At 71.0% G+C, this 23,697-nt stretch carries 26 protein-coding genes; 19 read left to right on the top strand and 7 right to left on the bottom strand.

What is annotated here, in order from left to right:
- The first annotated feature begins 18 nt into the window (after positions 1–18).
- The 8 genes from rlmB (at position 19) to BT341_RS09200 (ending at position 6,680) form a co-directional block, all read left to right on the top strand.
- Entirely contained in the window at positions 19–975 is a 957-nt protein-coding gene (rlmB, locus tag BT341_RS09235; RefSeq protein ID WP_072475876.1) for a 23S rRNA (guanosine(2251)-2'-O)-methyltransferase RlmB, read from the top strand.
- A gap of 53 nt (positions 976–1,028) precedes the next feature.
- Positions 1,029–2,462, top strand: coding sequence for an MBOAT family O-acyltransferase (locus BT341_RS09230; RefSeq protein WP_072475875.1), 1,434 nt, complete (start codon positions 1,029–1,031; stop codon positions 2,460–2,462).
- Between the two features lie 8 nt (positions 2,463–2,470).
- Positions 2,471–2,833 carry a hypothetical protein gene (locus BT341_RS09225; RefSeq protein WP_072475874.1) on the top strand — a complete coding sequence of 121 codons (363 nt, stop codon included), beginning with the start codon at positions 2,471–2,473 and terminating at the stop codon, positions 2,831–2,833.
- A 3-nt stretch (positions 2,834–2,836) separates the two neighbouring features.
- Entirely contained in the window at positions 2,837–3,442 is a 606-nt protein-coding gene (locus tag BT341_RS09220) for a histidine phosphatase family protein (protein ID WP_072475873.1), read from the top strand.
- 73 nt (positions 3,443–3,515) lie between these two features.
- Positions 3,516–4,097 carry a transglutaminase domain-containing protein gene (locus tag BT341_RS09215; RefSeq protein ID WP_072475872.1) on the top strand — a complete coding sequence of 194 codons (582 nt, stop codon included), beginning with the start codon at positions 3,516–3,518 and terminating at the stop codon, positions 4,095–4,097.
- A 183-nt stretch (positions 4,098–4,280) separates the two neighbouring features.
- Entirely contained in the window at positions 4,281–5,294 is a 1,014-nt protein-coding gene (locus BT341_RS09210) for a hypothetical protein (RefSeq protein WP_072475871.1), read from the top strand.
- A gap of 2 nt (positions 5,295–5,296) precedes the next feature.
- Complete coding sequence (locus tag BT341_RS09205; RefSeq protein WP_072475870.1) at positions 5,297–5,935, top strand: hypothetical protein; 639 nt, start codon at positions 5,297–5,299, stop codon at positions 5,933–5,935.
- 73 nt (positions 5,936–6,008) lie between these two features.
- Entirely contained in the window at positions 6,009–6,680 is a 672-nt protein-coding gene (locus BT341_RS09200) for an HD domain-containing protein (RefSeq protein WP_072475869.1), read from the top strand.
- On the opposite strand, the gene BT341_RS09195 is transcribed toward BT341_RS09200, so the two are convergent.
- Positions 6,677–7,327, bottom strand: coding sequence for a class II aldolase/adducin family protein (locus BT341_RS09195; RefSeq protein WP_072475868.1), 651 nt, complete (start codon positions 7,325–7,327; stop codon positions 6,677–6,679). The genes BT341_RS09200 and BT341_RS09195 overlap by 4 nt on opposite strands.
- A gap of 93 nt (positions 7,328–7,420) precedes the next feature.
- A complete protein-coding gene (locus BT341_RS09190; protein ID WP_072475867.1) occupies positions 7,421–8,290 on the bottom strand; it encodes a coiled-coil domain-containing protein in 870 nt (289 codons plus the stop codon).
- A gap of 185 nt (positions 8,291–8,475) precedes the next feature.
- Between BT341_RS09190 and BT341_RS09185 the strand changes: the two genes are divergently transcribed.
- Positions 8,476–9,651, top strand: coding sequence for a DUF445 domain-containing protein (locus BT341_RS09185; protein ID WP_072481865.1), 1,176 nt, complete (start codon positions 8,476–8,478; stop codon positions 9,649–9,651).
- Positions 9,652–9,692: 41 nt separating this feature from the next.
- Positions 9,693–10,901, top strand: a complete 1,209-nt coding sequence (locus BT341_RS09180; RefSeq protein WP_072475866.1) for a DUF445 domain-containing protein — start codon at positions 9,693–9,695, stop codon at positions 10,899–10,901.
- Here BT341_RS09180 and BT341_RS09175 read toward each other — a convergent pair.
- From BT341_RS09175 to BT341_RS09165, 3 genes are read right to left on the bottom strand one after another with little or no spacing between them, the layout of a single operon-like run.
- The gene (locus tag BT341_RS09175; RefSeq protein WP_072475865.1) at positions 10,898–11,779 is read right to left on the bottom strand and encodes a metal ABC transporter permease; all 882 of its coding nucleotides are present in this window, start codon (positions 11,777–11,779) and stop codon (positions 10,898–10,900) included. The two genes, BT341_RS09180 and BT341_RS09175, sit on opposite strands and share 4 nt — an antisense overlap.
- 4 nt (positions 11,780–11,783) lie before the next feature.
- Complete coding sequence (locus BT341_RS09170; RefSeq protein WP_072475864.1) at positions 11,784–12,629, bottom strand: metal ABC transporter ATP-binding protein; 846 nt, start codon at positions 12,627–12,629, stop codon at positions 11,784–11,786.
- Positions 12,630–12,631: 2 nt separating this feature from the next.
- A complete protein-coding gene (locus tag BT341_RS09165; RefSeq protein WP_072475863.1) occupies positions 12,632–13,540 on the bottom strand; it encodes a metal ABC transporter solute-binding protein, Zn/Mn family in 909 nt (302 codons plus the stop codon).
- Positions 13,541–13,718: 178 nt separating this feature from the next.
- Between BT341_RS09165 and BT341_RS09160 the strand changes: the two genes are divergently transcribed.
- The 4 genes from BT341_RS09160 (at position 13,719) to BT341_RS09145 (ending at position 17,316) form a co-directional block, all read left to right on the top strand.
- On the top strand, positions 13,719–14,819 hold the full coding sequence (locus BT341_RS09160) for a LacI family DNA-binding transcriptional regulator (RefSeq protein ID WP_072475862.1): 1,101 nt from the start codon (positions 13,719–13,721) through the stop codon (positions 14,817–14,819).
- Positions 14,820–14,920: 101 nt separating this feature from the next.
- Positions 14,921–15,412, top strand: a complete 492-nt coding sequence (locus tag BT341_RS09155) for a beta-class carbonic anhydrase (RefSeq protein WP_072475861.1) — start codon at positions 14,921–14,923, stop codon at positions 15,410–15,412.
- Between the two features lie 9 nt (positions 15,413–15,421).
- A complete protein-coding gene (locus tag BT341_RS09150; protein ID WP_072475860.1) occupies positions 15,422–16,297 on the top strand; it encodes an HhH-GPD family protein in 876 nt (291 codons plus the stop codon).
- Positions 16,298–16,359: 62 nt separating this feature from the next.
- Complete coding sequence (locus tag BT341_RS09145) at positions 16,360–17,316, top strand: peptidoglycan recognition protein family protein (protein WP_072475859.1); 957 nt, start codon at positions 16,360–16,362, stop codon at positions 17,314–17,316.
- Between the two features lie 66 nt (positions 17,317–17,382).
- On the opposite strand, the gene BT341_RS09140 is transcribed toward BT341_RS09145, so the two are convergent.
- Positions 17,383–18,129, bottom strand: coding sequence for an alpha/beta fold hydrolase (locus BT341_RS09140; RefSeq protein WP_072475858.1), 747 nt, complete (start codon positions 18,127–18,129; stop codon positions 17,383–17,385).
- A 75-nt stretch (positions 18,130–18,204) separates the two neighbouring features.
- Here BT341_RS09140 and BT341_RS09135 point away from each other — a divergent pair, with 75 nt between their 5' ends.
- Genes BT341_RS09135 through BT341_RS09125 form a run of 3 tightly spaced genes read left to right on the top strand, consistent with a single transcriptional unit; the run spans position 18,205 to position 20,749 of the window.
- Positions 18,205–19,620 carry a M1 family metallopeptidase gene (locus tag BT341_RS09135; RefSeq protein ID WP_072475857.1) on the top strand — a complete coding sequence of 472 codons (1,416 nt, stop codon included), beginning with the start codon at positions 18,205–18,207 and terminating at the stop codon, positions 19,618–19,620.
- 18 nt (positions 19,621–19,638) lie between these two features.
- On the top strand, positions 19,639–19,950 hold the full coding sequence (locus tag BT341_RS09130) for an antibiotic biosynthesis monooxygenase family protein (RefSeq protein ID WP_072475856.1): 312 nt from the start codon (positions 19,639–19,641) through the stop codon (positions 19,948–19,950).
- Positions 19,943–20,749 carry an SIR2 family NAD-dependent protein deacylase gene (locus BT341_RS09125; protein WP_072475855.1) on the top strand — a complete coding sequence of 269 codons (807 nt, stop codon included), beginning with the start codon at positions 19,943–19,945 and terminating at the stop codon, positions 20,747–20,749. Before BT341_RS09130 ends, BT341_RS09125 begins: the two co-directional genes overlap by 8 nt.
- Here the strand turns inward: BT341_RS09125 and BT341_RS09120 are convergent.
- Complete coding sequence (locus tag BT341_RS09120; protein WP_072475854.1) at positions 20,746–21,705, bottom strand: endonuclease/exonuclease/phosphatase family protein; 960 nt, start codon at positions 21,703–21,705, stop codon at positions 20,746–20,748. The two genes, BT341_RS09125 and BT341_RS09120, sit on opposite strands and share 4 nt — an antisense overlap.
- A 163-nt stretch (positions 21,706–21,868) precedes the next feature.
- On the opposite strand from BT341_RS09120, the gene BT341_RS09115 reads away from it, so the two are divergent.
- Positions 21,869–22,846, top strand: a complete 978-nt coding sequence (locus BT341_RS09115) for an ATP-binding cassette domain-containing protein (RefSeq protein ID WP_072475853.1) — start codon at positions 21,869–21,871, stop codon at positions 22,844–22,846.
- Positions 22,843–23,649 carry an ABC transporter permease gene (locus BT341_RS09110; protein ID WP_072475852.1) on the top strand — a complete coding sequence of 269 codons (807 nt, stop codon included), beginning with the start codon at positions 22,843–22,845 and terminating at the stop codon, positions 23,647–23,649. Before BT341_RS09115 ends, BT341_RS09110 begins: the two co-directional genes overlap by 4 nt.
- The last annotated feature ends 48 nt before the right edge of the window (positions 23,650–23,697 follow it).

Below are 23,697 nucleotides of genomic sequence, written 5' to 3'. Positions count from 1 at the left end.
ACGCAAGGAACTTTCACGATGGCAGGCAATTCGCGGCGCCAGGGCGCGATCCGCAAGGCGGGCACGAAGAAGGGCGCCGTCGTCGGCTCGGGCGGTCAGCGCCGCAAGGCCCTCGAAGGCAAGGGCCCGACCCCGAAAGCGGAGGACCGCCCCGGGCACAAGGCCTACCGGGCGGCCAATGCGGCGACGAAGCGCGATCAGGCGCGGCAGAAGAAGGCCGACAAGCCGGAGCTGATCGCCGGGCGCAACCCGGTGGTGGAGGCGCTGCGCGCGAACGTCCCGGCGACGGCCCTGTACGTCGCGCTGAACATCGAGATCGACGACCGGGTGAACGACGCCGTCCGGCTGGCCGGCGACAAGGGCATCTCCATCCTGGAGATCCCGCGCGAGGAGCTGGACCGCAAGACGAACCGGGCCGTGCACCAGGGCCTGGGCCTGCAGGTCCCGCCGTTCGAGTACGCGCACCCGGACGACCTGATGGCGGTGGCGCGCAACTCGGGCGAGGTCCCGCTGTTCGTCGCGCTCGACGGCGTCACCGACCCGCGGAACCTGGGCGCGGTGATCCGCTCGGCGGCCGCGTTCGGCGCCCACGGCGTGCTGCTGCCCGAGCGGCGCAGCGCGGGCATGACGGCGGTGGCGTGGCGCACGAGCGCCGGCACGGCGGCGAAGCTGCCGATCGCGGTGGCGACCAACCTCACCCGCCAGCTCAAGGCGTGGGCGAACGAGGGCCTGATGCTGGTCGGCCTGGACGCGGACGGCTCGGTGGACATCGACGAGCTCGAGCTCGCGGCCGACCCGCTGGTCATCGTGCTGGGCTCGGAGGGCCGCGGGCTGTCGCGCCTCGTGCGTGAGACGTGCGACGCGACGGTGTCGATCCCGATGGCGGCGGGCGTGGAGTCGCTGAACGCGTCCGTGGCGGCGGGTGTGCTGCTCGCGGAGGTGGCGCGACGCCGCCGTGCCGCCGGGCGGGTCTGACACCACCACCCGGTCGGGTTAAGGTCACCGTCGGATAAAACCGAGGGGACCCGATGTCGTTCGTTTCGCCACTGTTCCTGTGGTACTTCATGCCTGCGGTGCTCGTCGCCGTGCTGGTGTGCCCGCGGAGCTGGCGAAACGGCATCGTCGCCGTCGGCAGCCTGCTGTTCTACACGATCGGCGCCGGGCCGTTCGTGTTCCTGCTGCTCGGCTGCATGGTGGTCAACTTCCTGGCCGGGCCGCTGCTCGCGCCGAACCCGTTCGACGTCGACGGCGGACGGCGGCGGAAGATCCTCGTCGCCGTCGTCACGCTCGACGTCGCGGTGCTGCTGGTCTGGAAGTACGCCGGGTTCGCGACGCAGCAGATCGCGGCGGTCGCGCACTGGTTCGGCGGCAGCGTGCCGGTGGCGAGCCTGGTGGTGCCGATCGGCATCTCGTTCTACACGTTCCACCACATTTCGTACGTGGTCGACATCTACCGCGGCGAGCGGCAGGCGCTGCGGAACCCGGTGTCGTTCGCCGCGTACATCGCGATGTTCCCGCAGCTGGTGGCGGGCCCGATCGTGCGGTACCGCGAGATCGCCGACCAGCTGCCGCAGCTGCGTTCCCACCGGCTCGACGACATCGCGGCCGGCTTCCCGCGGTTCGCGCTGGGCCTGTGCAAGAAGACGATCATCGCGGACTCGCTGAGCCCGCTGGTCGAGGCGTGCTTCAAGGTGCCACCGGACCAGATGACGTTCGCGACGGCGTGGCTCGGCGCGATCGGCTACACGCTGCAGCTGTTCTTCGACTTCTCGGGTTATTCGGACATGGCGATCGGCCTGGGCCGCATGCTGGGGTTCCGCCTGCCGGAGAACTTCGCGCGGCCGTACTCGTCGGTGACGATCACGGAGTTCTGGCGCCGCTGGCACATGAGCTTGAGCCGCTGGTTCCGCGACTACGTGTACATCCCACTGGGCGGCAACCGCAACGGAGCGGCGCACACGTACCGCAACCTGTGCATCGTGTTCGTGCTGACGGGTTTCTGGCACGGCGCGCAGTGGACGTTCCTGGTGTGGGGCTGTTACCACGGAGCGCTGCTGGTGATCGAGCGCCGGTTCGGCTTCGACCTGGACCCGGCATCGCACTGGGGACGCGTGGGACGCCGGGCGTTGACGATGCTGCTGGTGGTGTTCGGCTGGGTGTTCTTCCGCTCGGCGGACCTGCCGCACGCGCTGTCGATGATCGGCCACATGCTGATCCCGGACTTCGCGGGCCTGGGCACGGGAGTGGAGCAGGCATTCACGAACCAGCGCCTGGTCCTGCTCCTGGCGGCGGCAGCGGTGTTCCTGCTCCCGGCCCACCCGGTGACGGGCCCGCTGCTGGAGTCGTCCCGCAGCCGCCCGGCAACGGCGTTGCGCATCGGCGTGATGACGGTGGGCCTGGTGTACGCGGCGATCCTGATCGCGACGGGAACGTTCAGCCCGTTCCTGTACTACCAGTTCTGAGGAGCCCGATGACCGGCCCAACCGACCTGGCCAGCACGCCGGGCGTGATCCCGTACGTCGACGCCCACACCGGCCCCCGCAGGCTGCTCACCGTGGAGATCCCCCACCTCGGCCACACGGTCCGCGCCTACGCGCCGATCGCGAGCATCGACGGACGTCAATACGTCGTCTCCTGGGGTTCCGTGAGCTTCGAAATCCCCGCCGACCGGAACGTGCACGTCAGCGTCCACCTGCACACCAACAGCGGCAGCGACTACGCGATCACGCCGTTCGCCTCGACCGTCCTGCCGCCGCATCCCGCGCCGGTGCGGCTGGTCGCGCAGTTCGTGCCCAGCCACGGTCCCGAGGGCGCGCTCATCCCCGTCGGCTGACGAATGCTCGCGACGCGGTACCTCTTCCTCACCCGCCACGGCGAAGCCACGCCGGCCGGCGATCTCACCGAAGCCGGCCGCCGGCAGGCCTTCCTGCTCGGCCGACGGCTCCGCGAAGTTCCCGTCACCGCGGTCCACCACGGTCCGCTCCCGCGCGCCGCGCAGACCGCCGCACTCGTCGCGACTCAGTTGCCCGGCGTTCCCGTCTATGTCGACAAAGCGGCTGACGACTTCGTCCCCTACACGCCGATGCGCGAAGAGCTGCCCGAGACGTCCGGCGACCTGGTGCACGCCTTCGCCCGGCAGCTGCCGCCCGCGGACGAAGAACTCGCCGCCGAAGCCGAACGGCGGTTCACCGGGCCCGTGCCCGGCACCGAGCCGCGGTACGAGGTGCTCGTCACGCACACCTCCGTCGCCGCCTGGCTCGTGCGCGCCTCGCAGGACGCGCCGCCGTGGCGGTGGCTCGCCCTCGACCACGCGCACGCGGCGCTCACCGTGATCCGCTACTCGCCGGGGCGCCCGGCCGCGCTGCTGACCTACAACGACGTCGGGCACCTGCCGGCGGCACTGCGCTGGACGGGCTTCTCGCCCGAGTTTTACCTTCCGTAATCGGGGAACGCGGAGCGTGGCCGCCAGGCGAAAATGCTCTCGCCCGAATGGCCGCAGCTGTCAGGATGGCCGGATGAGGCCCGTTCCGGTTCCCACCTCCGATCGGCTGAGCGACTACCTCGCCGCCGATGCCGTCGTCGACCACGGGCACCCGTCGATCCGCGCGCTGGCCGGCGCGCTCCGGGCCGCGGACGGCGACCCGGTCAAGAGCGCCGAAGCCGCGTTCCGGTTCGTGCGCGACGAGGTCGACCACGTCATCGACGCCGCCGATCCGCGGGTCACCTGGCGGGCGTCGGACGTCCTGCGCGAGCGCGTCGGGATCTGCCACGCGAAGGCCCACTTGCTCGCCGCTTTGCTGCGCGCACAAGGGATTCCGGCCGGGTTCTGCTACCAGGAACTGTCCGCGCTGCACGGGCTGAATGCCGTGCACCTGCGCGGCAAGTGGGCACGCCTCGACGCCCGCGGCAATCGCACGGGCGCGCGCGGCGAGTTTTCGCTCGACGAGGAAAAACTGGCCTGGCCCGTGGACTTCGCACGCGGCGAACGCGATCACCCCGAGATCCACCCGGCCCCGGCACCGGTCGTCGTCGATTTCCTGATGGCCGCCGAACCGGGCCCCGGCTGGTACGAAAGGGGCCTGCCCGGCACACTTTGACCATGGTTTTCCGCCGTTTTCGGAAAACTGGGCAACCTGGTTAATTATTGCCGAGAGTGACGTCCGTCCGTCAGCGTTGTCCCCCGAACTTCTTATTTCGCGCGCTCCGCCAGGCGCGTAAAGTGACTCCCCGCGCTCGAACAGACACTTTGCGCATTCGTCCGTTCGGGTGGCTCGAGGGAGGTGAAGCACGTGGCCGCGGAAGGCGGGCGCCTCCGCCGTACCCCACTGCAGGAGATCTTCTGGACGAGGACGAGCCTGCTGCTCACGGTGCTCGTCGTGGTCGCCGGTCTCAGCCTGTGGATCGCCGGCCTGATGGATCCCGGCACCGGGAAGAACCTGGTGACGTCGCTCGGCACCGGCACGCTGATCTCGGCCATCGTCGGGTTCGGCACGACGTTGATCACCGCCAGCGCTTCGCAGCGGGCACTGGTGACACCGGTGATCGAGGAAAGCAGGCGCGCGCTGGAGGACCTGAGCGCCGAATACCGCGCGCTGAACAAGGAGTTCTTCCCCACCGACGTGTTCGAGGCGACCACCGATCCCGACCCCGCGTTCAACCGCGCGCTGATGGCCGACCTCAACGCGACCCGCCAGTACTTCTTCCGCGGCTTCTCCGGGCGGCACGCGGCCGCCCGCCTGCTGCTTTCCCGCACCGAACGAGAACTTCGGGCCGTCATCGCCGACCCGCGCGACGCCAACTCGATCAGCGGGCGCGCCCGCTACCTGTTGCGCCGCGAGGCCGGCGACGTCGACTACGAGCAGATCCAGACCCGGCTCCACGAAGAGATCCGGATCGGTCTCGTCGGCCTCTTCCTGGCGCGCAGCCGCTGCGCGTCGGTCGACATCACCGTGGTCGCCGACCCGCCGCTGGACCGGCTCGAAATGTTCGACGACAGCGTGTGGGTGTCGCTCTACAGCGACGTCCGCGGCGCCACGAAGCTGTACCCGCGGTCCCTGCGGTTCACCGAGGGTTCCTTCCTCTACAACATGGAGCGCGCCGAGTTCGTGCGCGTCTCGCAGTCCCGGACCGGCCGCCACTTCCGCATCACGTCCGCGACGACGCGGACGGATTTCCTGGCGCTGTTCGAAAAGATCACCGGATCCCCCTTGTCCGAGGAGCAGTTCCGCGAGCTGGAGGGCAAGTTCCACGCCTTCCGCGCGGAGTTCTCCGAAGTCGCCGAGCTAGGGAGCTGACCTTGCTCACCCGCCTGTCCCCGCTTTCCGAACTGGCCACACGCCTGCGCACGGCCGGATTCCCGCTCGCCGCGGACTGGCGCGCGGTCGACGGCTGGTTCCGGCCGTGGGCCGCGCAGCCCGGCCTGCGCGACGAGCTGAGAAGCCGGCTGCGCGCGCTTTCGTCCGCGCAGGCGGCGAAGGTGCTTCGGTCGTCCCGTGAAACGACCACGCACTTCGCCTGGTGCCTGCTGGATTCGCCGTCCGACCCGTTTTCCTTCTGGCTGCACGAATACAAGGCGCAGGAGGACTGGCGGGAGGGGTACGCCGATTCCGTGCACAACCACAGGTACCACTTCTGCACCACCATTCTCCGCGGTGACTACCTGCACGAAAGGTACGAGACGACGATCGACGCCGGCACCGGGCTGATCGCGTCCGCGCGCCTGCGCCGCCGGACGCTGTGCCAGGCCGGGGCCTGCGCCACCATGCTGGCCGACGAATTCCACCGCATCCCCGAAGCCGCGGCCGGGACGATGACCTTCCTCGTGAAATCACGTCCGGTGAGCAGTTTCAGCCTTTCATTCGACCCGGCCAGCGGAATCGGCCATCGTCACGTTCCGGTAGAGGCCCGATTGGGGGAATTGGCCGACCGCATCTAGCTACACACCGGCGTCAGCGGCGCTTACCATTACTCCACCCGTCTGAACACCACGGCCGGGATGGGAGAGGTGTATGCGCACGCAGGAAAGCACGATCGACCAGGGGATCGTCGACGCCGTCGAAAACCGGGTGCACCGGCTCTGCCGCCGCCACGCGGAACGGCTGCAGTTCCACGGCTGGCACCACGTGAGCTTCGTCCGCGCGAAAGCGGTCGGCTTCGCCCAGCACAACGGGGCAGACCGCGCCGTGGTCGAAGTGGCGGCGCTGGTGCACGACGTCAACTACCTGGTGCTCCGCAACTCGCCGGCCGCGGCGGGGCAGAGCCTGCGCCTGGAGATCCTCGCGGAGTGCGGCGTGCCTTCGGACGTCGCGCGCTGGATCGACGAAATCGTCGACGAGGCCGAAATGGCCACGCGCGGCCGTGACATTTCGCTGGAAGCGCAGGCGCTGAGCGACGCCGACACGCTGTTCAAGGCGCTGCCGGTGACGCCGGTGGTGCTCGCGCACCGGTACCTGCGCGAGAACGGGCTGAGCCTGCGCGAGCTGGCGCACAAGATCGTCGGCGAGCAGTGCGACGTCCACGACGAGGGCTACTACTTCTACAACCCGGAGGCCGCGGCGACGTACTCGCGCTGGGCGATGGCGAACCTGCAGCTGTGGCAGTGCATCAAGGAGGCCGTCGACGACCCGACGGTGGCGGAGCTGCTGGACGCGGTGCACGCGGTCGACGCGCTGGCGTCCTAGTCCTGACCGTAGCCGCGCAGCCGGTCGACGACGTCGGCGATCTCGGACGGCGGCAGCAGGGCGGGCCGCCCGGCGCTCTGCGCGAGCAGCCAGACGCGGCACGCCCACTCGAGCTGCTGGGCCCGGTGGTAGGCGGCCTCGAGGCCGTCGCCGTAGGTCAGGGTGCCGTGGTTGGCCATGAGACAGCCACGGCGCCCGTCGAGCGCCTCGAGCACGGCGGCGGCGAGGTCGGGCGTGCCGTAGGTCGCGTAGCGGGCGACGCGCACCGAGGGGCCGATCGTGGCGAGGACGTAGTGGACGGGCGGAACCTCCCGCACGAGCGTCGAGACGGCGGTGGCGTGCGGCGCATGCGTGTGGACGACGGCGGTGACGGGTTCACCGTCGGGGTCACGCGCGTCCCAGTACACGGAAAGGTGCATGGGCAGCTCGCTGGTCGGCTTGAGCGAGCCGTCGACGACCTGGCCGCCGAGGTCGACGACCGGGATGTCGGCGGGCGTCATCGCGGAGTAGGCGACCCCGGTGGGGGTGACGGCGACGAGATCACCGGCACGCACGGAGACGTTCCCGGAGGTCCCGACGACGAGGCCGTCCCCGGCCATCCGGCGAGCGTAGGCGCACACGGCGGCCCGCTCGGTCTCGAGGATCATGGCGGGTCCCGTTTCGTCTCGTGAGTGATCAGGCGGCTGCTGTGCAGACTGCCAGCCACCCACGAGCTTCGGCCACCTCCCCGGCCGGGTGAGCTACGCCTTCGCCGGAGTCTTCGGCGCCGGGGCCGGCTTGCGGTCCCCGTCGGCCGGACCCTCCTCGATCGGGGCCAGCAGCCGCATCGCCTCCTGGACCGCCGCGTCCGTTGCCGCTATCCGCTCGGCCACCTTCGTCCGCAGGTCCAGGGCCAGCTTGCGGTTCTGCTCCGCCGAGGCCTGCTTGGCGCGGGCGTCCGCCAGTGCCGCCTCCGTCTCCTGCTTCTTGCGGGCGAACTCCTCTTCGAACTCCTTCTTGCGGCGGGCCAGCTCCGCCGAAGCCGCCCGGTCCGCTTCGGCCCGCGCGGCCGCCGCCTCGGCTTCGGCCTTCGCGTCCGCTTCCTTGCGGGCCCGCTCGGCCGCCGCCGCCAGCTCGACGCGTTTCGCGCCCGCCGCCGCGTTCAGCTTCTCGATCTCGGCCTTCGCGTCCTGCAGCAGGCGGGCGCGCTCCTCCTCCGCGTCCTTCGCCAGCTTGTCGGCCGTGCGGCGGGTCTCGTGCGCGTACTTGTCGGCCTGCTCGCGGGTCGACGCCGCGTCGGCTTCCGCCGCCGCCCGCAGGTCGGCGATCTCCTCCTCCGCCAGCTGCATCATCATCCGGACGCGCTCGGCCATCGCGCCCGCGCCGGACGGGCTCGAACTCATCCTGGCCAGGGCGGCCTTCGTCTCGGACAGCTCCTTCTGCGCGTACGCGAGAGCCTTCGAGAGGTCCGCGGCCGTCGCGACGGATTCGTCGCGGCTTCGGGACGTCTCGCGCAGCTCCTTGGTCAGCTCGGCGAGGCGTTCGTCGACCTGACGCTGGTTGTAGCCGCGGACACCCACGGCGAACTGGGCGGTTTTGGGGGCGGGCTGGGGCTTCTCAGGCGCGACCATCGGGCCACCTTAATGAGCCGGGGACCGGGCAGACGTACCGCCAAAAGGATGCATCACGATTTCGGCAACCCCCCGTGACGCATGGCATTCCGCGCTGGTCCGGACCGAGCGGCTAACGTTCGCGGCAAGCGACACGGGGAGGCCGCCGAGTGGACTTCGGCACGCACTGGCAGGTGTACGTCACCATGCCGTTCATCGCGGCGCTCATCGGCTACGTCACCAAGCGCGTCGCCATCGAGATGATGTTCCGGCCGCTCGAGTTCGTCGGGATCAAGCCGTTCCTCGGCTGGCAGGGCGTGCTGCCGGCGAACGCCGAGCGCATGGCCGCGACCGCCACCGAGATGCTGACGACCAACCTCGTCGACCCGAAGGAGATCTTCGCCCGGCTCGACCCGGCGCAGGTCGCGAAGGAGATCGAGCAGCCGCTGCTGCGGGTCGTCGAGGACGTCACCCGCGAGGTCATGGAGACCTACCAGCCGCGGCTGTGGGAGGTCCTGCCGAACGGCGCCCAGCAGCTGCTGCTCAAGCGCGTCCAGGCCGAGGCGCCGAAGGCGATCACCAAGATCATGCGCGAGATCGCCGACCACATCGAGGACGTCCTCGACCTCAAGCACATGGTCGTGACGAACCTCGTCCGCGACAAGGCGCTGCTCAACCGGCTGATCCGGGACATCTCGCGGCCCGAGATGCGGTTCATCGCCCGCTCGGGCATCTGGTTCGGGTTCGTCCTGGGCTGCGTGCAGCTGGTCGTGTGGACGCTGACGCGCTCACCGATCGTGCTGCCGCTGTTCGGCCTCGGCATCGGCTGGTTCACCGACTGGCTGGCGCTGAAGATGATCTTCCTGCCGCGCGAGCCGCGCCGGTTCTTCGGCCTCTACACCTGGCAGGGCATCTTCCAGAAGCGCCGCCACCAGGTCGCCGCCGACTACGGCGACATGATCGCGCGCGAGATCATCACCATCCCGAACCTGCTCGAAGCCGTGCTGCGCGGGCCGAAGTCCGACCGGCTGTTCGCGATGATCACCCGCGAGGTGCAGAAGACGATCGACGCGCAGGCGAGCGTCGTCAAGCCGTTCGTCGCCATCGCCGTCGGCACGAAGAAGTTCCAGGAGATGAAGCGGACGGCGGCGGCGAAGGCCGCGGAGCGCGTCCCGGAGACGATCCGGTACGCCGAGGACTACGCGGTCAACGCCCTCGACGTGCGCAACACGATCGTCGACCGGATGCGGCGGCTGAGCGCGCTCGAATTCGAGCAGCTGCTGCGGCCGGCGTTCCGCCAGGACGAGTGGAAGCTGATCGCCGTGGGCGCGGTGATCGGCGGGCTCGTCGGGGAACTGCAGGTGCTCGCCCTGCTCGGGTAGCCGGTACGGTTTCGCTTTCGGCACTGCGAGGGGAGGTCGGCATGGACGCGGTCCTGGCCGACCTCGCGCTGCACTGGCCGCTCTACGCGGCGATGCCGTTCGTCGCCGCGCTGATCGGGTACGTCACCAAGCGCGTCGCCATCGAGATGATGTTCCGGCCGCTGGACTTCGTCGGCATCCCGCCGCTGCTGGGCTGGCAGGGCGTCGTCCCCAAGCACGGCGGGCGCATGGCCGCGGTCGCGACCGAGCTGCTGACGGCCAACCTCCTCGACGTGCGCGAGATCTTCGACCGCATCGACCCGGTGATCATCACGAGCGAGCTGGAGCAGCCGCTGCTGCGCGCGGTCGACCACATCGCCCGCGAGGTGCTCGCCGAGCACCACCCGCGGCTGTGGGAGGTCCTGCCGACGCTCGCGCAGGAGATGCTGATCAAGCAGGTCCAGGCGTCGGCGCCGCGGCTGGTGCGGGAGTTCGTCGACGACGTCCGCGAAAACCTCGACGAAGTGCTCGACGTCCAGCACATGACGGTCCAGCGGCTCACCCGCGACCGTGCGCTGCTGGTCCGGCTGATCCGCGAGACGTCCCGGCCGGAGATGGCGTTCATCGCCCGGATGGGCGTCTACTTCGGCTTCGGGCTCGGCGTGGTCCAGACGGTGGTGTGGGCGCTGACGCGCGAGCCGTGGGTGCTGCCGATCTTCGGCGGCGCGATCGGGCTGTTCACCGACTGGCTGGCGATCAAGCTGATCTTCGTGCCGCGCGAGCCGGTCCGCGTCGGCCGGGTGATCTTCCAGGGCAAGTTCCAGCGGCGGCGCGCGGAGGTGGCGCGCCAGTACGGCGAGCTGATCGCCAACGAGGTGCTGACCGTCCAGAACCTCCTCGACGCCGTCCTGCGCGGCCCGCGCGCCGACCGGCTGGCGGCCATCGTCGAGCACCTGGTCTCGGAAGCCGTCGACACGCAGCTGCCACTGGCCCGGACGGTGGGCGCGACACGGCTGCGCGAGCTGAAGCGCGCGGCGGCCCGGAAGGCGCTGGAGCAGCTGCCGGACACGGCCCGGTACGCCGAGGGCTACCTGACCGAGGCGATGGACGTCGCGAAGGTGATCGAGCAGCGGATGCTCGCCCTGACCCCGCTGGAGTTCGAAGGCCTGCTGCGGCCGGCGTTCCGGCAGGACGAGTGGAAGCTGATCGCGGTCGGCGGCGTGATCGGATTCGTCGTCGGCGAGCTGCAGGTCCTGCTGATGCTGGGTTAGACCGCCGCGACCAGGTCCGGGGCCGGGGCCGGAGCACGGACCCGCGTCCGGCGGTCGCGCCGCCACGCGATCAGCCGGCACACCACGTAGATCAGGAACGAAATCGCCGTCACGAACGCGCTCACCGGCAGGCCGGGGGCCAGCGAGAGCACGATCCCGCCCAGCGCCGCCACCTCGGCGAACACGACCGACAGCACCGTCGCCTTCCAGGGGGACGCCGTCACGCGCGCCGCCGCGGCCGCCGGCGTCACCATCAACGCCACCACCAGCAGCGAGCCGACCACCTTCACGCTCAGCGCCGTCGAAACACCGACCAGAAGAGCGAACACCACGGTCAGGGTCTTGACCGGCACCCCGCGCGCCACGGCCACGTTCCGGTCCACCGAGGCGAACAGCAGCGGCCGGTACACCAGCGCCAGCACCGCCAGCACCACAGCCGACGACACGACGAACAACGTCAGGTTCGTCGAGTCGATCGTGATGATCTGGCCGGTGAGGATCCCGAACTTGTTCCCGGACCGTCCCTTGTAGAAGGACAGGAACAGGACGCCCATGCCGAGCCCGAAGGACAGGATCACGCCGATCACCGAGTCGCGGTCGGCGTCGCGGGCGCCCAGGATGCCCAGCAGCAGCGCCGCCGCCACCGCGCCGATCAGCGCGCCGTACTCGACGCCGATGCCCAGCAGGAGGGCCGCCGCGCCGCCGGTGAAGGCCAGCTCCGACGTCCCGTGCACCGCGAACGACATCCGCCGCGTCACGATCAGCGGCCCCATCACCCCGGCCACCAGGCCGAGGACCGCCGCGGCCAGCAGTGCCGTCTGGACGCCGGGGAGCTGCGTGACCAGGTCCCAGGTCTTGCCGAAGTCGAACAGGTCCACGCTTTCAGCCCACTTGCTCTTCGACGTCTTCTTCGTGGTGGTGCGGCTCGGCCTCGCACAACGCGCTCTGCGCGCCCGCGATGTGGATCTGCCCACCCACCTTCAGCACCTCGACGCGGGTGCCGTACAGCTGCGACAGCGTCTCGGTGGTCATGACCTCGTCCGGCTTGCCGACCCGGAACTGGCCGTTGACCAGGTACAGCACGCGGTCGACGAACGGCAGCACCGGGTTGATCTCGTGCGTCACGAACAGCACCGCGGTCCCCGCCGAACGCCGCCGGGCGTCGATCAGCTCGCTGATCGCGCGCTGGTGCGCCAGGTCCAGGGACAGCAGCGGCTCGTCGCAGAGCAGCACCTCGGGGTCCCCGACCAGGGCCTGCGCCACGCGCAGCCGCTGCTGTTCGCCGCCGGACAGCCGTCCGACCGGCTCCTTGGCGTACGCCGTCGCCCCGACTTCGGCGACCGCCGCGGCGACCCGGCGCCGCCGGGCCGCCATGCCGAAGAGGCCCGGCCCCCAGCGGTGGCCGTCGAGCCCCAGCCCGACCAGGTCGACGCCGCGCAGGGTCAGCGCCTCGTCGATGGCGCGCTGCTGCGGGATGTAGCCGACCTTGCGGTTCGCGCCACCCGGGCGGCCGCCGGCGATCTCGACCGTGCCCGCCGACAGGTCCTGCATGCCGAGCAACGCCTTGAGCAGGCTGCTCTTGCCGGAGCCGTTGGGGCCGAGCACGGCCAGGAACTCGCCCGGCTCGACGACGAGGTCCAGCCCCGACCAGAGGGTCCGGGGACCGAAGGCCAGCCCCGCCCCGCGGACCCGGACCGCGGGGCGTACGTCGTCGGATACGAGCGCCATGGCTACTTCAACGCCCCAGCCAGCTCGTCGACTTCCCCGGTCATCCAGCCAATGTAGTCCGTCACACCCTGGGGCAGCGTCTCGGTCACGTCGACGACCCCGATCCCGGCCGCCTTCGCCTGCGCGACGACGTCCTGGGTGAGCGGGGTCACCGTCTGCGCGTTGTTGATCAGCGCCTTGACCTGCTTGGTCGCGATGAGCTGCTTGTACTCGTTCACCGCGCCGGCCGGGACGTCGGTGTCGTTCTCGACGGCGTCGGAGAACGCCTTCGGCGTCGCGTCGGTGATCTTCGCGCTCTCCAGCAGGTAGTGCGCGACCGGCTCGGTGACGACGACCTTCGTGCCGGGGTGGGTGGCGCCCAGCTCGCCGAGCCGCTTCTCCAGCGCGCCGGCCTTCGCCTTGAAGGCCGCCGCGTTGTCGGCGAACACCTGCTTCGACGCCGGCTGCAGCTCGCCGAGCTGCGCCGCGAGCTGGTCGGCGACCTTCGCGACGCCGGGCAGGTCGTACCAGACGTGCTCGTTCTCGTCGCCGGTCGCGGCGATGTCGTAGGCGACCAGCTTCTTGGCGTCACCGGCCTGCGCGGTGAGCTTGCCGAAGAACTCGTCGTAGCCGCCGCCGTTGGACAGCAGCAGCTTCGCGTCCTTGGCCGCGAGCGCGTCGTCCGCCGTCGTCTCGTACGAGTGCGGGTCGGCCGACGGGTCGTGGATGATCGACTTGACCTCGACCTTGTCCCCGCCGACGGCGCTGACCACGCTGCCCCAGACGTCGGTCGAGGCGACGACCTTGATCCGGTCCGAGCCGCCGGGCTGCGCGCCGCCGTCGGAGCCGGACGTCCCGCCGGAGCACGCGGCCAGAGCGAACACGGACAGGGCCGAAGCGGCGGCGAGCACACTCCTGGTGCGGCATCTCATCGAGGACTCTCCTGCAGACGCTAATGGAAACCGTTGTCAGATTCACCTTACCCCATCCGGATGACTTCCTGGTCATCCGATCCCGGTTTGGTGTATGCGTCTTCGTGCATGCGGATCGAGACATCGACCACGCGGGGTGTCTCTTCAGGAAAACGATCTGAACCGTTACGGTTTGCTGATGGGCCGTCCTATTCGCACCCGGAGGCAGGCGACACTGGCGTCGCTCGCGGCGGAGCTCGGTGTGTCCAGGACCACGGTGTCCAACGCCTACAACCGGCCGGACCAGCTGTCCCCCGAACTGCGCCGCCGCGTCCTCGAGACCGCGCGGCGGCTGGGCTACCCCGGACCCGACCCCGTCGCCCGCTCGCTGCGCACCCGCAAGGCGGGCGCGGTCGGGCTGCTGCTCACCGAGAACCTCTCCTACGCCTTCCGCGACCCGGCCGCCGTCGGCGTGCTCGAAGGACTGGCGCTGGCCTGCGAAGACGCCGGCGTCGGCCTGCACCTGGTCCCGGCCAGCCCGGGCCGCGAAGACGTGGCCGCGGTGCACCGCGCGGGTGTCGACGGGTTCGTCGTCTACTCCGTGCCGGACGACGACCCGCACCTGGCCGCCGTGCTGGAGCGGCCGGTGCCGACGGTGATCATCGACCAGCCGAGCCTCGAAGGGATCGACCGCGTCGGCCCGGACGACGCGGCCGCGGTCGGCAAGATCGCCGAGCACCTCGTGACGCTGGGCCACCGGCAGGTCGGCGTGATCTGCATGCGGCTGGCCCGCGAGCGCAACGACGACTTCGTGTCGGCCGCCCGCCAGAGCGGTGCCCACTTCCACGTCCAGCGCACCCGGCTGGAGGCGCTCGCCGTGGCGTTCTCGGCCGCGGGCGTCGACTGGGCGGGTGTCCCGGTGGTCGAGCGGTTCGACCACACGGTGGACGACGGCGCGTCCGCGGCCCGCCAGCTGCTCGACGCGTATCCGCAGATCACGGCCGTGATCTGTACCTCGGACATCCTCGCGCTCGGCGCCATGGCCGAGGCCGAGCGGCGCGGGCTGCGGGTGCCGCAGGACCTGACCGTGACCGGTTTCGACGGCATCGCCGAAGCCGAGCGGATCGGCCTCACCACGGTCCACCAGCCGGTGCTGGAGAAGGGCAAGACGGCCGGGCGGCTGCTGCTCAGCTCGGGCGAGCGGAGCGCACCGAAGGTGATCACGCTGCCGACCGAGCTGCGCGTCGGGCGGACGTCGGCGCCGCCGCGCACGATCGAGGAGCCGTGGTTCGGCGGCTGACGCGCGCCGTGACATAGCTCGTAGTGCATTGCCCGGGCGCTCGCCTGCCGGTGGAATGGACGTCGGCCCGCGCCGCGGGGCCACTGGCCGGAAGGTGACCGATGACCTCGATCGACGTACTCCTCAAGCGCAACCAGGAACTCGGCGAGATCACCCCCGGTGACCGGTCGACCCCGCGGCCGTCCCTCCAGGTGGCCGTGCTGACCTGCATGGACGCCCGGATCCGGGTCTTCGAGATCTTCGGCCTGCTGCAGGGCGAGTCCCACGTCCTGCGCAACGCGGGCGGCGTGGTGACCGACGACGTGATCCGCTCGCTGGCCCTGTCGCAGCGCAAGCTGGGCACGCGCGAGGTGCTGATCGTGCAGCACACGGAGTGCGGCCTCTCGATGGTCACCGAGGACGACTTCAAGGACGAGCTGGAACACGACACCGGCCTGCGGCCGACGTGGTCGGTGGAGGCGTTCCGCAACGTCGAAAACAGCGTCCGGACCTCGGTGGAGCGGGTCCGGCGCAGCGCGTACCTGCCGCACACGGACAACGTCCGCGGCTTCGTCTACGACGTCAAGACCGGGCGCCTCACCGAGGTGAAGTAGCCTCCCGGCGTGGCTGTGGACGCTGACGTACTGCTCGACTGGTTCTCCGCGCACGGCCGGGACCTGCCGTGGCGCCGGCCCGACTGCTCGGCCTGGGGCGTCCTGGTCAGCGAGATCATGCTGCAGCAGACGCCTGTCGCGCGCGTGGAGCCGATCTGGCACGAGTGGATGGCGCGGTGGCCCGTTCCCTCCGCGCTGGCCGCGTCGTCGCAAGGCGAGGTCGTGCGGGCCTGGGGCAAGCTCGGCTACCCGCGTCGCGCGCTGCGGCTGCACGAGGCCGCCGGGGTCATCGCCGCGCGGCACGGTGACGTCGTTCCGTCCGATGTGGACACTCTGCTCGCGCTGCCCGGCATCGGGGCCTACACCGCCCGTGCCGTCGCCGCCTTCGCCTACGGGCGGCGCGCGCCGGTCGTCGACACGAACGTGCGGCGGGTCGTCGCGCGGGCCGTGCACGGCGCCGGGGACGCCGGGCCCGCGTCGAACACGCGGGACATGGCCGACGTCGAGGCGCTGCTGCCCGCCGAGGACGCGCCCGCCGCCCGGTTTTCGGCCGCGATCATGGAGCTGGGCGCCCTGATCTGCACCGCACGCGCCCCGAAGTGCGCGGACTGCCCGATCTTCGCCGAGTGCGCCTGGCAGCTCGCCGGCCGGCCGGAGTACACCGGCCCGGCCAAGCCGGTGCAGCGGTACGCCGGCACCGACCGGTACGTCCGCGGACGGCTGCTGGACGTGCTGCGCGGCAGCGAGGGGCCGGTCGAGAAGGCGCGCCTGGACCTGGTGTGGCACGACGGCGGCCAGCGCGACCGCTGCCTGGACTCCCTGCTGGTCGACGGCCTGCTCGAGCAGACCCGCGACGGTCTTTTCGCACTTCCGGGTGAACACTGACGCACTACGACCAAAGTTGGTCAATAGTTGTCTTCGGCGCGGTACGGGGTTACCGTTCCCGCATGGTCACTGTTGACCGCCGGACCCTGCTCAAGGCGGGGGCGACCGCGACCGCGGCCGGCGCACTGGGGATGACGACCACGGGGACGGCCGCCGCGGCCGTGCCGACACCGACGATCCACCCGACGTCCGAATGGGGCGCCCGGCCCGCCGCCGGCACCATCGTGGTGGAGAACCACAAGCCGACCTACATCGTCGTGCACCACGCCGTCGATCCGCCGGCCAACAACGACTTCTCGCTGGCCCGCGCGTTCTACGTCGCGCGGTTCATCCAGAACCTCCACATGGACAAGAACGGCTGGATCGACAGCGGCCAGCAGTTCACGAACAGCCGGGGCGGGTTCGTCACCGAAGGCAGGCACCGCAGCCTGGAAGTGCTGCGCGGCGGCACCCAGCACGTGCAGGGCGCCAACGTCGCCAACCACAACAGCGAGTGCCTCGGCATCGAGAACGAGGGCATGTACAGCACGGTCGACGTGCCGCAGGCGCTGTGGGACTCCCTCGTGAACCTCATCGCCTACATCGCCCACCAGTACGGCATCTCGCCGGAGTTCATCAAGGGCCACCGCGACTTCAACTCGACCGAGTGCCCCGGCCAGGTGCTCTACGACCGGCTGCCCGAGCTGCGGACCGCAGTCGGGCGCGTCCTGGGTGTCTCGGTGGCCCGCGCCGAAGCCGGGTGGCCCCTGCTCAAGCCGGGTGACACGGGCCGGAAGGTCCAGCTGGCGCAGCGGTTCCTGCGGGCCTCCGGGTTCGGCGTCCCGACCGACGGCGTCTTCGGGCAGTCCACAAAGGACGCCGTGGCGGCACTGGCGGCGCAGGCCGGGCTGCGCCGCGACACCTGCACCGCGGCGATGGTCTCCGACGAAACCGGCTTCCTCGGCGCGGACGTCTGGCCGTTGATCGTGCCATCCGATCGCTCCACCGCGGCCTGGCGCGCGGACCTGTCGCGCGCGTGACCAGGCGGTCGGCGCGCCGGGCTCAACGGCGCGTTCGGTGTGCCGTCCCCCAGGTCACGCGCGGTTTCACCGGTTGAGCACCTGGCTGAGGAACGCCTCGACCGCGCCCCGGTAGGTCTCCGGGGCCTCGTCGTGCGGCAGGTGGGCCGAGCCCGGCACCACCAGGTGCTTCGCGCCCGGCACCCGGGCCGCGACGGCGGCCTGCTGGCCGGGCGGCATCGCCGTGTGCTCGCCCTCGACCAGCAGCAACGGGCAGCGGATCGCTTCGACCACGTCCCAGTAGTCCCGGCGGCCCCACTCGGCGGCGATGACGTACAGGTCCTCGAGGTCGGCGACCAGGTGGAAGCCGTCCTCGCGCTCCTCGACGCAGTCCGCGAAGTACTCGCCGGCGTCGCCGAAGAACTCGCGGACGTGGCCGAGCGACTCGAACGGCACCGGCCAGCTCTCGAAGTACCCGCGCCACGTCTCGACGGTCCGGCCGCGCTGGTCCGGCGCGAAGTCCTCGGACACGACCGCGCGCACCAGCTCCGGGTACCGCGCGGCGGTCGCCCACGCGTGCAGCCCGCCCATCGAGTGGCCGATCAGCACGGCCGGGCCGGCGTCGAGCGTCCGCAGGGCGGCGGCGACGTCCTCGGCGAACCGCTCGGTCGTCCACGGCCCGACCCGTGGCGCGCTGCCGTGACCGCGCGCGTCGAGGCCGTACACCGCACCGTAGGGCCGGAGCCACTCCGCGACCCGCCACCACGTCCGCGCCCGGCCCATCAGGCCGTGGAGCAGAACGATCGGCACGCCGCTGCCGCCGAAACAGAGCACGCGGCCACCTAACCACAAAAGCCCTGGTGCGGAACGTGACCAAACCGTCGCGCTGCATCACCTATGGTGGGGTGCATGCGCCGCCGACTCACCGCCCTCGCCGTCTGCGCCGCGGTGGTCTTCGCCGCGGCGTGCACCGGTGACGCCGTCACGGCGCCGCCACCTCCGCCGCCGCCCCCGCCCATGCACCCGCTGCCGGGCGCCTCCGGGGCCGGTGACCCGTACTACCCCGACGACGGCAACGGCGGCTACGACGCCCTCGGCTACCAGGTCGGCGTCACCTACGACCCGCCGAGCGGGCACCTCGACGGCGACACGACGGTCACCGCGAAGGCCACCCAGGACCTCAGCCGCTTCGACCTCGACCTGCGCGGCCTGGACGTCCACGACGTCCAGGTCGACGGGCAGCCGGCGCGCTTCAGCCGGGAGAAGGCGTTCGAGCTGGTCATCACGCCGCCGTCGCCGATCCGCGCCGGGACGACGTTCCGCACGCGTGTCCGCTACGGCGGTGACCCGGCCAAGACCCCGCACGACGGCGGGAGCGAGAACGGCTGGCAGCACTCGGCCGACGGCGGCGCGTACATGGTCGGCGAGCCGCACTCGGCGTCGTTCTGGTACCCGGTGAACGAGACCCCGCGGGACAAGGCCACCTTCACGCTCACCGCGCACGTCCCGGCGGGGTGGACGGTGATCTCGAACGGCCGCGAGGGCCCGCCCGGCACCTGGACCGAGCCGAACCCGGTCGCGAGCTACCTGACGACGATCGCGATCGGCAAGTTCAGCGTCGACCGCTCGACCCTGCCGGACGGCACGCCGGTGGTTTCGGCGTACGCGCCGGGTGCCGACGCCCGGCGCGCGATCGGTGGCAGGCTGCCGGAGGTGCTCGGGTTCCTGACGAGCAAGTTCGGGCCGTACCCGCAGTCGGCCGCCGGCGGGATCTACCTCGACGAGAACGTGCCGTTCTCACTCGAGACGCAGACCCGGCCGACGTACGCGAAGTGGGCCGACCTGCCGACGCTCGTCCACGAAAACGCCCACCAGTGGTTCGGCGATTCGGTGTCCTTGCGCGATTGGTCCGACATCTGCCTGAACGAGTGCTTCGCGTCGTACTCGCAGTGGCTGTGGGCCGAGCGCGAGGGCCAGAGCCTGGACGACCGCTACCGCGCGGCCATCGAGATCACCCGGGGCAGCACGGACTTCTGGGGGCAGAAGCTGGTCGCCATGGGTCACGGCCACGAGTTCGAGGGCGTCTACAACAAGGGCATCCTCGCGGTGCACGCCCTGCGCCGCCAGATCGGCGACCCGGCGTTCGACCGGCTGCTGCACGACTGGCCGTCCCGCTACCGCCACGGCAACGCGACCTGGGCCGACTTCGAGGCGATGGCGGCGCGGGACAGCGGCCAGAACCTGCGCCCGTTCTTCGACGAGTGGTTCCGCGGCACGAAGCTGCCCGCGGACGCCGACCTCTTCCCCGGCTCGCTGCGCAGCTGACGTCAGTAGGCTGGGCGCATGAGTGTCGTGAAGATCAATGCGATCGAGGTCCCGGAGGGCGCCGGCCCCGAGCTGGAGAAGCGGTTCGCCGCGCGGATGCACGCCGTCGACCGGCAGCCGGGCTTCCTCGGGTTCGAGCTGCTGCGCCCGGTCTCCGGCGAGACGCGCTACTTCGTGTACACGAAGTGGGAAACCGAAGAGGCGTATCAGGCGTGGGCGAAGGGCGGCCCGGCCGCGGCGGCGCACTCGGGCGAGCGCGCCAAGCCCGTGTCCACCGGGGCGAACCTGCTGGAGTTCGAGGTCGTCCTCGGCTCGAAGCCGGGTGAGTGACGCCCTCGACCGGGCCGCGGAGCTGCTGGAGAGCGCCGGCGCGCTGCTGATCTGCGCCGGCGCCGGGATGGGCGTCGACTCCGGCCTGCCGGACTTCCGCGGCGGCGAAGGGTTCTGGCGCGCGTACCCGCCGTACGCCCGGCTGGGGCTGCGGTTCGAGGAGCTCGCCGACCCGCGCCACTTCGCCGGCGACCCCGAGCTGGCGTGGGGTTTCTACGGTCACCGGCTGGCGCTGTACCGCGCTACCGTGCCGCACGAGGGGTTCCGGCTGCTGCTCGGACTCGGCTCGCGGTTGCCCGGCGGCGTACGCGTCTTCACGTCCAATGTGGACGGCCAGTTCCAGAAGGCGGGCTTCGGGCACGTCGCCGAGGCGCACGGCTCGATCCACCACCTGCAGTGCCTGTCCGGCTGCACGGACGACATCTGGGCCGCCGACGCCGTCGAAGTCGTCATCGACGAGGAGACGATGCGCGCGGTGCCGCCACTGCCGTCGTGCCCCCGCTGCGGCGGCCTCGCCCGGCCCAACATCCTGATGTTCGGCGACTTCTCGTGGGTGCCGCACCGCAGCCAGGCCCAGCTCGACGAGCTGACGGCGTGGCGCCGCACCGCGCGTGACCTGGTGGTGGTGGAGCTGGGCGCGGGCCAGGCGGTCCCGACGGTCCGCCGCTACAGCGAACTGGCCAGCGCGGCGACGGGCGCGCTGATCCGGATCAACCCGCGGGAACCGGAGATCCGGCACGGCCGCGGCGTCTCCGTCGCGGCCGGCGCGCTGGAAACGCTGACCGCGCTCCTGGCCTAAGGCAGCCGGACCTCGGCGAAAACGGCCCTGTGATCGCTGCCCGGGACGTCGAACACCCGGTAGTCGGTCACCGCCGCCCGGTTGTCCACCACGACGTGGTCGATCGTCACCACCGGCAGCGACGACGGCCACGTCGGGGTCAGCGCCGAGCCGTGCTCCTCCGCCGCGTCGTTGTAGCCGCGGGACAGGACCGTCCGGAACGCCGCGTGGTCCAGTGTCGCGTTGAAGTCGCCCGCCAGGATGCGCAGGCCGTGCTCACCCGCCGCGCGGGAGAGGTCCTTGATCTCGCGCTCCCACTGCGGGGTGTCGACGTCCGGGGAGATCGGGTGGACGGCGACGATCTCCGCCACGACGCCGTCGCCGAGGTCGGCCTGCGCGCCCGGCTGCTTGGCCGCGGAATCACCCGTCAGGTTGACCTCCTTCAGCGGAAAGCGCGACACGATCCCCGAGCCGAACGCGCCGGGCGCCGGGTGCAGCACCCGGTACGGCAGCAGCTGGAACAGTCCGGCGGCGGTCAGCCCGTCGACCGCGCGGGGCGTCATCTCCACCAGGTTCAGCACGTCGATCCGCTGCTCGCGCACGAGATCGACGACGGCCTTGGGATCCGCCTGGCCGTAGAGCAGGTTCGACGCGAGCACGCGCAGTGTCTTGCCGTGCACGTCGCGCTGGTCGCTCGCTGACAGCCGCGGCAGCACGAGCACGGCCAGCACGACCGCCAGGACCAGCGCGAGCCCGCCGATCCACCACCGCCGCAGCGCCAGTGCGAGTACGCCGAGCAGCGCGCCGGCGGCCGTCGCGAACGGCGTCAGCGCCAGTGCCGCGAGGGTGTACCAGTCGCCGTCGTAGCCGATCAGGCGCAGCGCGGCCAGCGCTGCCAACGGCACCAGCGGCACCACCAGCAGGGCCGTGACCAGCGGGTTCTTCCGCCGGACGCGCATCTGTTCCGCAACGGTCATGGTGCCGAGTATGCCCAGCGGACGCCGTCCCGGCTCGGGTGCCGGCAACTCCTCCACAAGATCTCCACCAGCGGCTGCCAGCGCGTGCCAGCGCGCTGTGCGCGTGCTGCCAGCGACGGCGTCCACAGTGGCACCCGACAGCGACAGCGAAGGAGGAACGCCCATGTCGCACGCGATCCAGGCCGAGGGCCTGGTCAAGCACTTCGGGGAGACCAAGGCGCTGGACGGGGTGGACCTCGAGGTCCCGTTCGGGCAGGTCGTCGGCGTGCTCGGCCCGAACGGCGCCGGCAAGACGACCGCCGTCCGGATCCTGGCCACGCTGATGAAACCGGACGCCGGCCGAGCCACCGTCGGGGGTTACGACGTCGTCGCCGACCCGGTGCGGGTCCGCGGCCTGATCGGGCTGACCGGGCAGTACGCGTCGGTCGACGAGGACCTCAACGGCACCGAGAACCTCGTCCTCATCGGACGGTTGTACGGCTACTCCCGCGTCGACGCCAAGAAGCGCGCCGCCGAGCTGATCGAGCGGTTCGAGCTGACCGGCGCGGCCAAGCGGCCGATCCGGACCTACTCCGGCGGCATGCGGCGGCGGCTCGACCTCGCGGCCAGCCTCGTCGGCCGCCCCGAGGTGCTCTACCTCGACGAGCCGACCACCGGGCTCGACCCGCACGCCCGCAACGAGGTCTGGGACGTCGTCCGCGGCCTCGTCGCCGAGGGCGCCACGGTGCTGCTGACCACGCAGTACCTGGAGGAGGCCGACCAGCTGGCCGACAAGATCACCGTGTTCGACCACGGCCGGGTCGTCGCCGACGGCCGGGCCGACGAGCTCAAGCGCCGTGTCGGCGGGCAGACGCTGCAGGTGCGGCCCACCCGGCTGTCCGACATGGACTCGGTCAACCGGATCCTCGGCGACCTCGCCGGTGTCCGGCCGACCCGTGACGACGCGACCGGGCTGCTGACCGCGCCGGTCGACGACCCGGTGCTGCTGTCCACCTTGGTCCGCAAGCTGGACGAGGCCGGGATCACCGCCGACGAGCTGGCGCTGCGGCTGCCCAGTCTCGACGAGGTGTTCCTCGCCCTCACCGGGCACACCGCCGAACAGTCCACGGAGGACAAGACTCTCGAAGGGAGCCTGGCATGACGACGCTGGCCCTAGACCGCCCGGCCCCGCCGCGGCACATCAGCCCCGCCAAGGGCCTCGGCCACGCGCTTTCGCTGGCCTGGCGCGGTATCCTGAAGATCCGCAAGAACCCCGAGCAGCTCGCCGACGTCACCCTGATGCCGATCATCTTCCTGGTGATGTTCGTGTACCTGTTCGGCGGCGCGCTGTCCGGCTCGACCGACGCCTACCTGCAGATGGTCGTGCCCGGCATCATCGTGATGAACATCCTGCAGGCGTGCCTCACGGTGGGGACGCAGCTCAACACCGACGTCACCAAGGGCGTGTTCGACCGGTTCCGCAGCATGCCGATCGCCCGCTCGGCGCCCCTGATCGGCGCGGTGCTCGCCGACGTCGTGCGGTACGTCGTGTGCCTGACGGTGCTGATGGTCGTCGCGACGCTGATGGGCTACCGGATCGCGACCAGCCCGGGCGAGTTCGCCGTGGCGATCCTGCTGGCGCTGGCGTTCGGGCTGTGCTTCTGCTGGGGCTCGGTGTTCGTCGGCATGGTGATGAAGTCGCCGGGCTCGGCGCAGGCGCTGATGTTCGTCTTCATCATGCCGCTGACGTTCGGCAGCAACGTGTTCGTCCAGACGTCCACGATGCCGGGCTGGCTGCGGGCGTGGGCCGACATCAGCCCGGTGAGCCTGATGGCGAACGCCCTGCGCGGCCTGATGAACGGCGGCCCGGTCGCCGGTCCGCTGGCCGGGGCGCTGGCCTGGATGGCAGGCGCGGTCGTCGTGTTCTTCCCGCTGGCCACCTGGGCCTACCGCCGGCGGGTGTGAAAGGCGCGCGGTCACGGGGGTGCCCCGCGCCGGGGGGAGGTCGTGAGT

The organism is Amycolatopsis australiensis, assembly GCF_900119165.1.
Taxonomy (GTDB): Bacteria; Actinomycetota; Actinomycetes; order Mycobacteriales; family Pseudonocardiaceae; genus Amycolatopsis; species Amycolatopsis australiensis.
Note: the sequence above shows the minus strand (reverse complement) of the source record. Positions and strands in the feature narration are given on the sequence as shown.

Coding starts and splice junctions, on each gene's coding strand:
- rlmB (WP_072475876.1), top strand. CDS start 19: ATGGCAGGCAATTCGCGGCGCCAGGGCGCGATCCGCAAGGCGGGCACG.
- BT341_RS09230 (WP_072475875.1), top strand. CDS start 1,029: ATGTCGTTCGTTTCGCCACTGTTCCTGTGGTACTTCATGCCTGCGGTG.
- BT341_RS09225 (WP_072475874.1), top strand. CDS start 2,471: ATGACCGGCCCAACCGACCTGGCCAGCACGCCGGGCGTGATCCCGTAC.
- BT341_RS09220 (WP_072475873.1), top strand. CDS start 2,837: ATGCTCGCGACGCGGTACCTCTTCCTCACCCGCCACGGCGAAGCCACG.
- BT341_RS09215 (WP_072475872.1), top strand. CDS start 3,516: ATGAGGCCCGTTCCGGTTCCCACCTCCGATCGGCTGAGCGACTACCTC.
- BT341_RS09200 (WP_072475869.1), top strand. CDS start 6,009: ATGCGCACGCAGGAAAGCACGATCGACCAGGGGATCGTCGACGCCGTC.
- BT341_RS09195 (WP_072475868.1), bottom strand. CDS start 7,327: ATGATCCTCGAGACCGAGCGGGCCGCCGTGTGCGCCTACGCTCGCCGG.
- BT341_RS09190 (WP_072475867.1), bottom strand. CDS start 8,290: ATGGTCGCGCCTGAGAAGCCCCAGCCCGCCCCCAAAACCGCCCAGTTC.
- BT341_RS09185 (WP_072481865.1), top strand. CDS start 8,476: ATGCCGTTCATCGCGGCGCTCATCGGCTACGTCACCAAGCGCGTCGCC.
- BT341_RS09180 (WP_072475866.1), top strand. CDS start 9,693: ATGGACGCGGTCCTGGCCGACCTCGCGCTGCACTGGCCGCTCTACGCG.
- BT341_RS09170 (WP_072475864.1), bottom strand. CDS start 12,629: ATGGCGCTCGTATCCGACGACGTACGCCCCGCGGTCCGGGTCCGCGGG.
- BT341_RS09165 (WP_072475863.1), bottom strand. CDS start 13,540: ATGAGATGCCGCACCAGGAGTGTGCTCGCCGCCGCTTCGGCCCTGTCC.
- BT341_RS09160 (WP_072475862.1), top strand. CDS start 13,719: ATGGGCCGTCCTATTCGCACCCGGAGGCAGGCGACACTGGCGTCGCTC.
- BT341_RS09155 (WP_072475861.1), top strand. CDS start 14,921: ATGACCTCGATCGACGTACTCCTCAAGCGCAACCAGGAACTCGGCGAG.
- BT341_RS09145 (WP_072475859.1), top strand. CDS start 16,360: ATGGTCACTGTTGACCGCCGGACCCTGCTCAAGGCGGGGGCGACCGCG.
- BT341_RS09135 (WP_072475857.1), top strand. CDS start 18,205: ATGCGCCGCCGACTCACCGCCCTCGCCGTCTGCGCCGCGGTGGTCTTC.
- BT341_RS09130 (WP_072475856.1), top strand. CDS start 19,639: ATGAGTGTCGTGAAGATCAATGCGATCGAGGTCCCGGAGGGCGCCGGC.
- BT341_RS09120 (WP_072475854.1), bottom strand. CDS start 21,705: ATGACCGTTGCGGAACAGATGCGCGTCCGGCGGAAGAACCCGCTGGTC.
- BT341_RS09115 (WP_072475853.1), top strand. CDS start 21,869: ATGTCGCACGCGATCCAGGCCGAGGGCCTGGTCAAGCACTTCGGGGAG.
- BT341_RS09110 (WP_072475852.1), top strand. CDS start 22,843: ATGACGACGCTGGCCCTAGACCGCCCGGCCCCGCCGCGGCACATCAGC.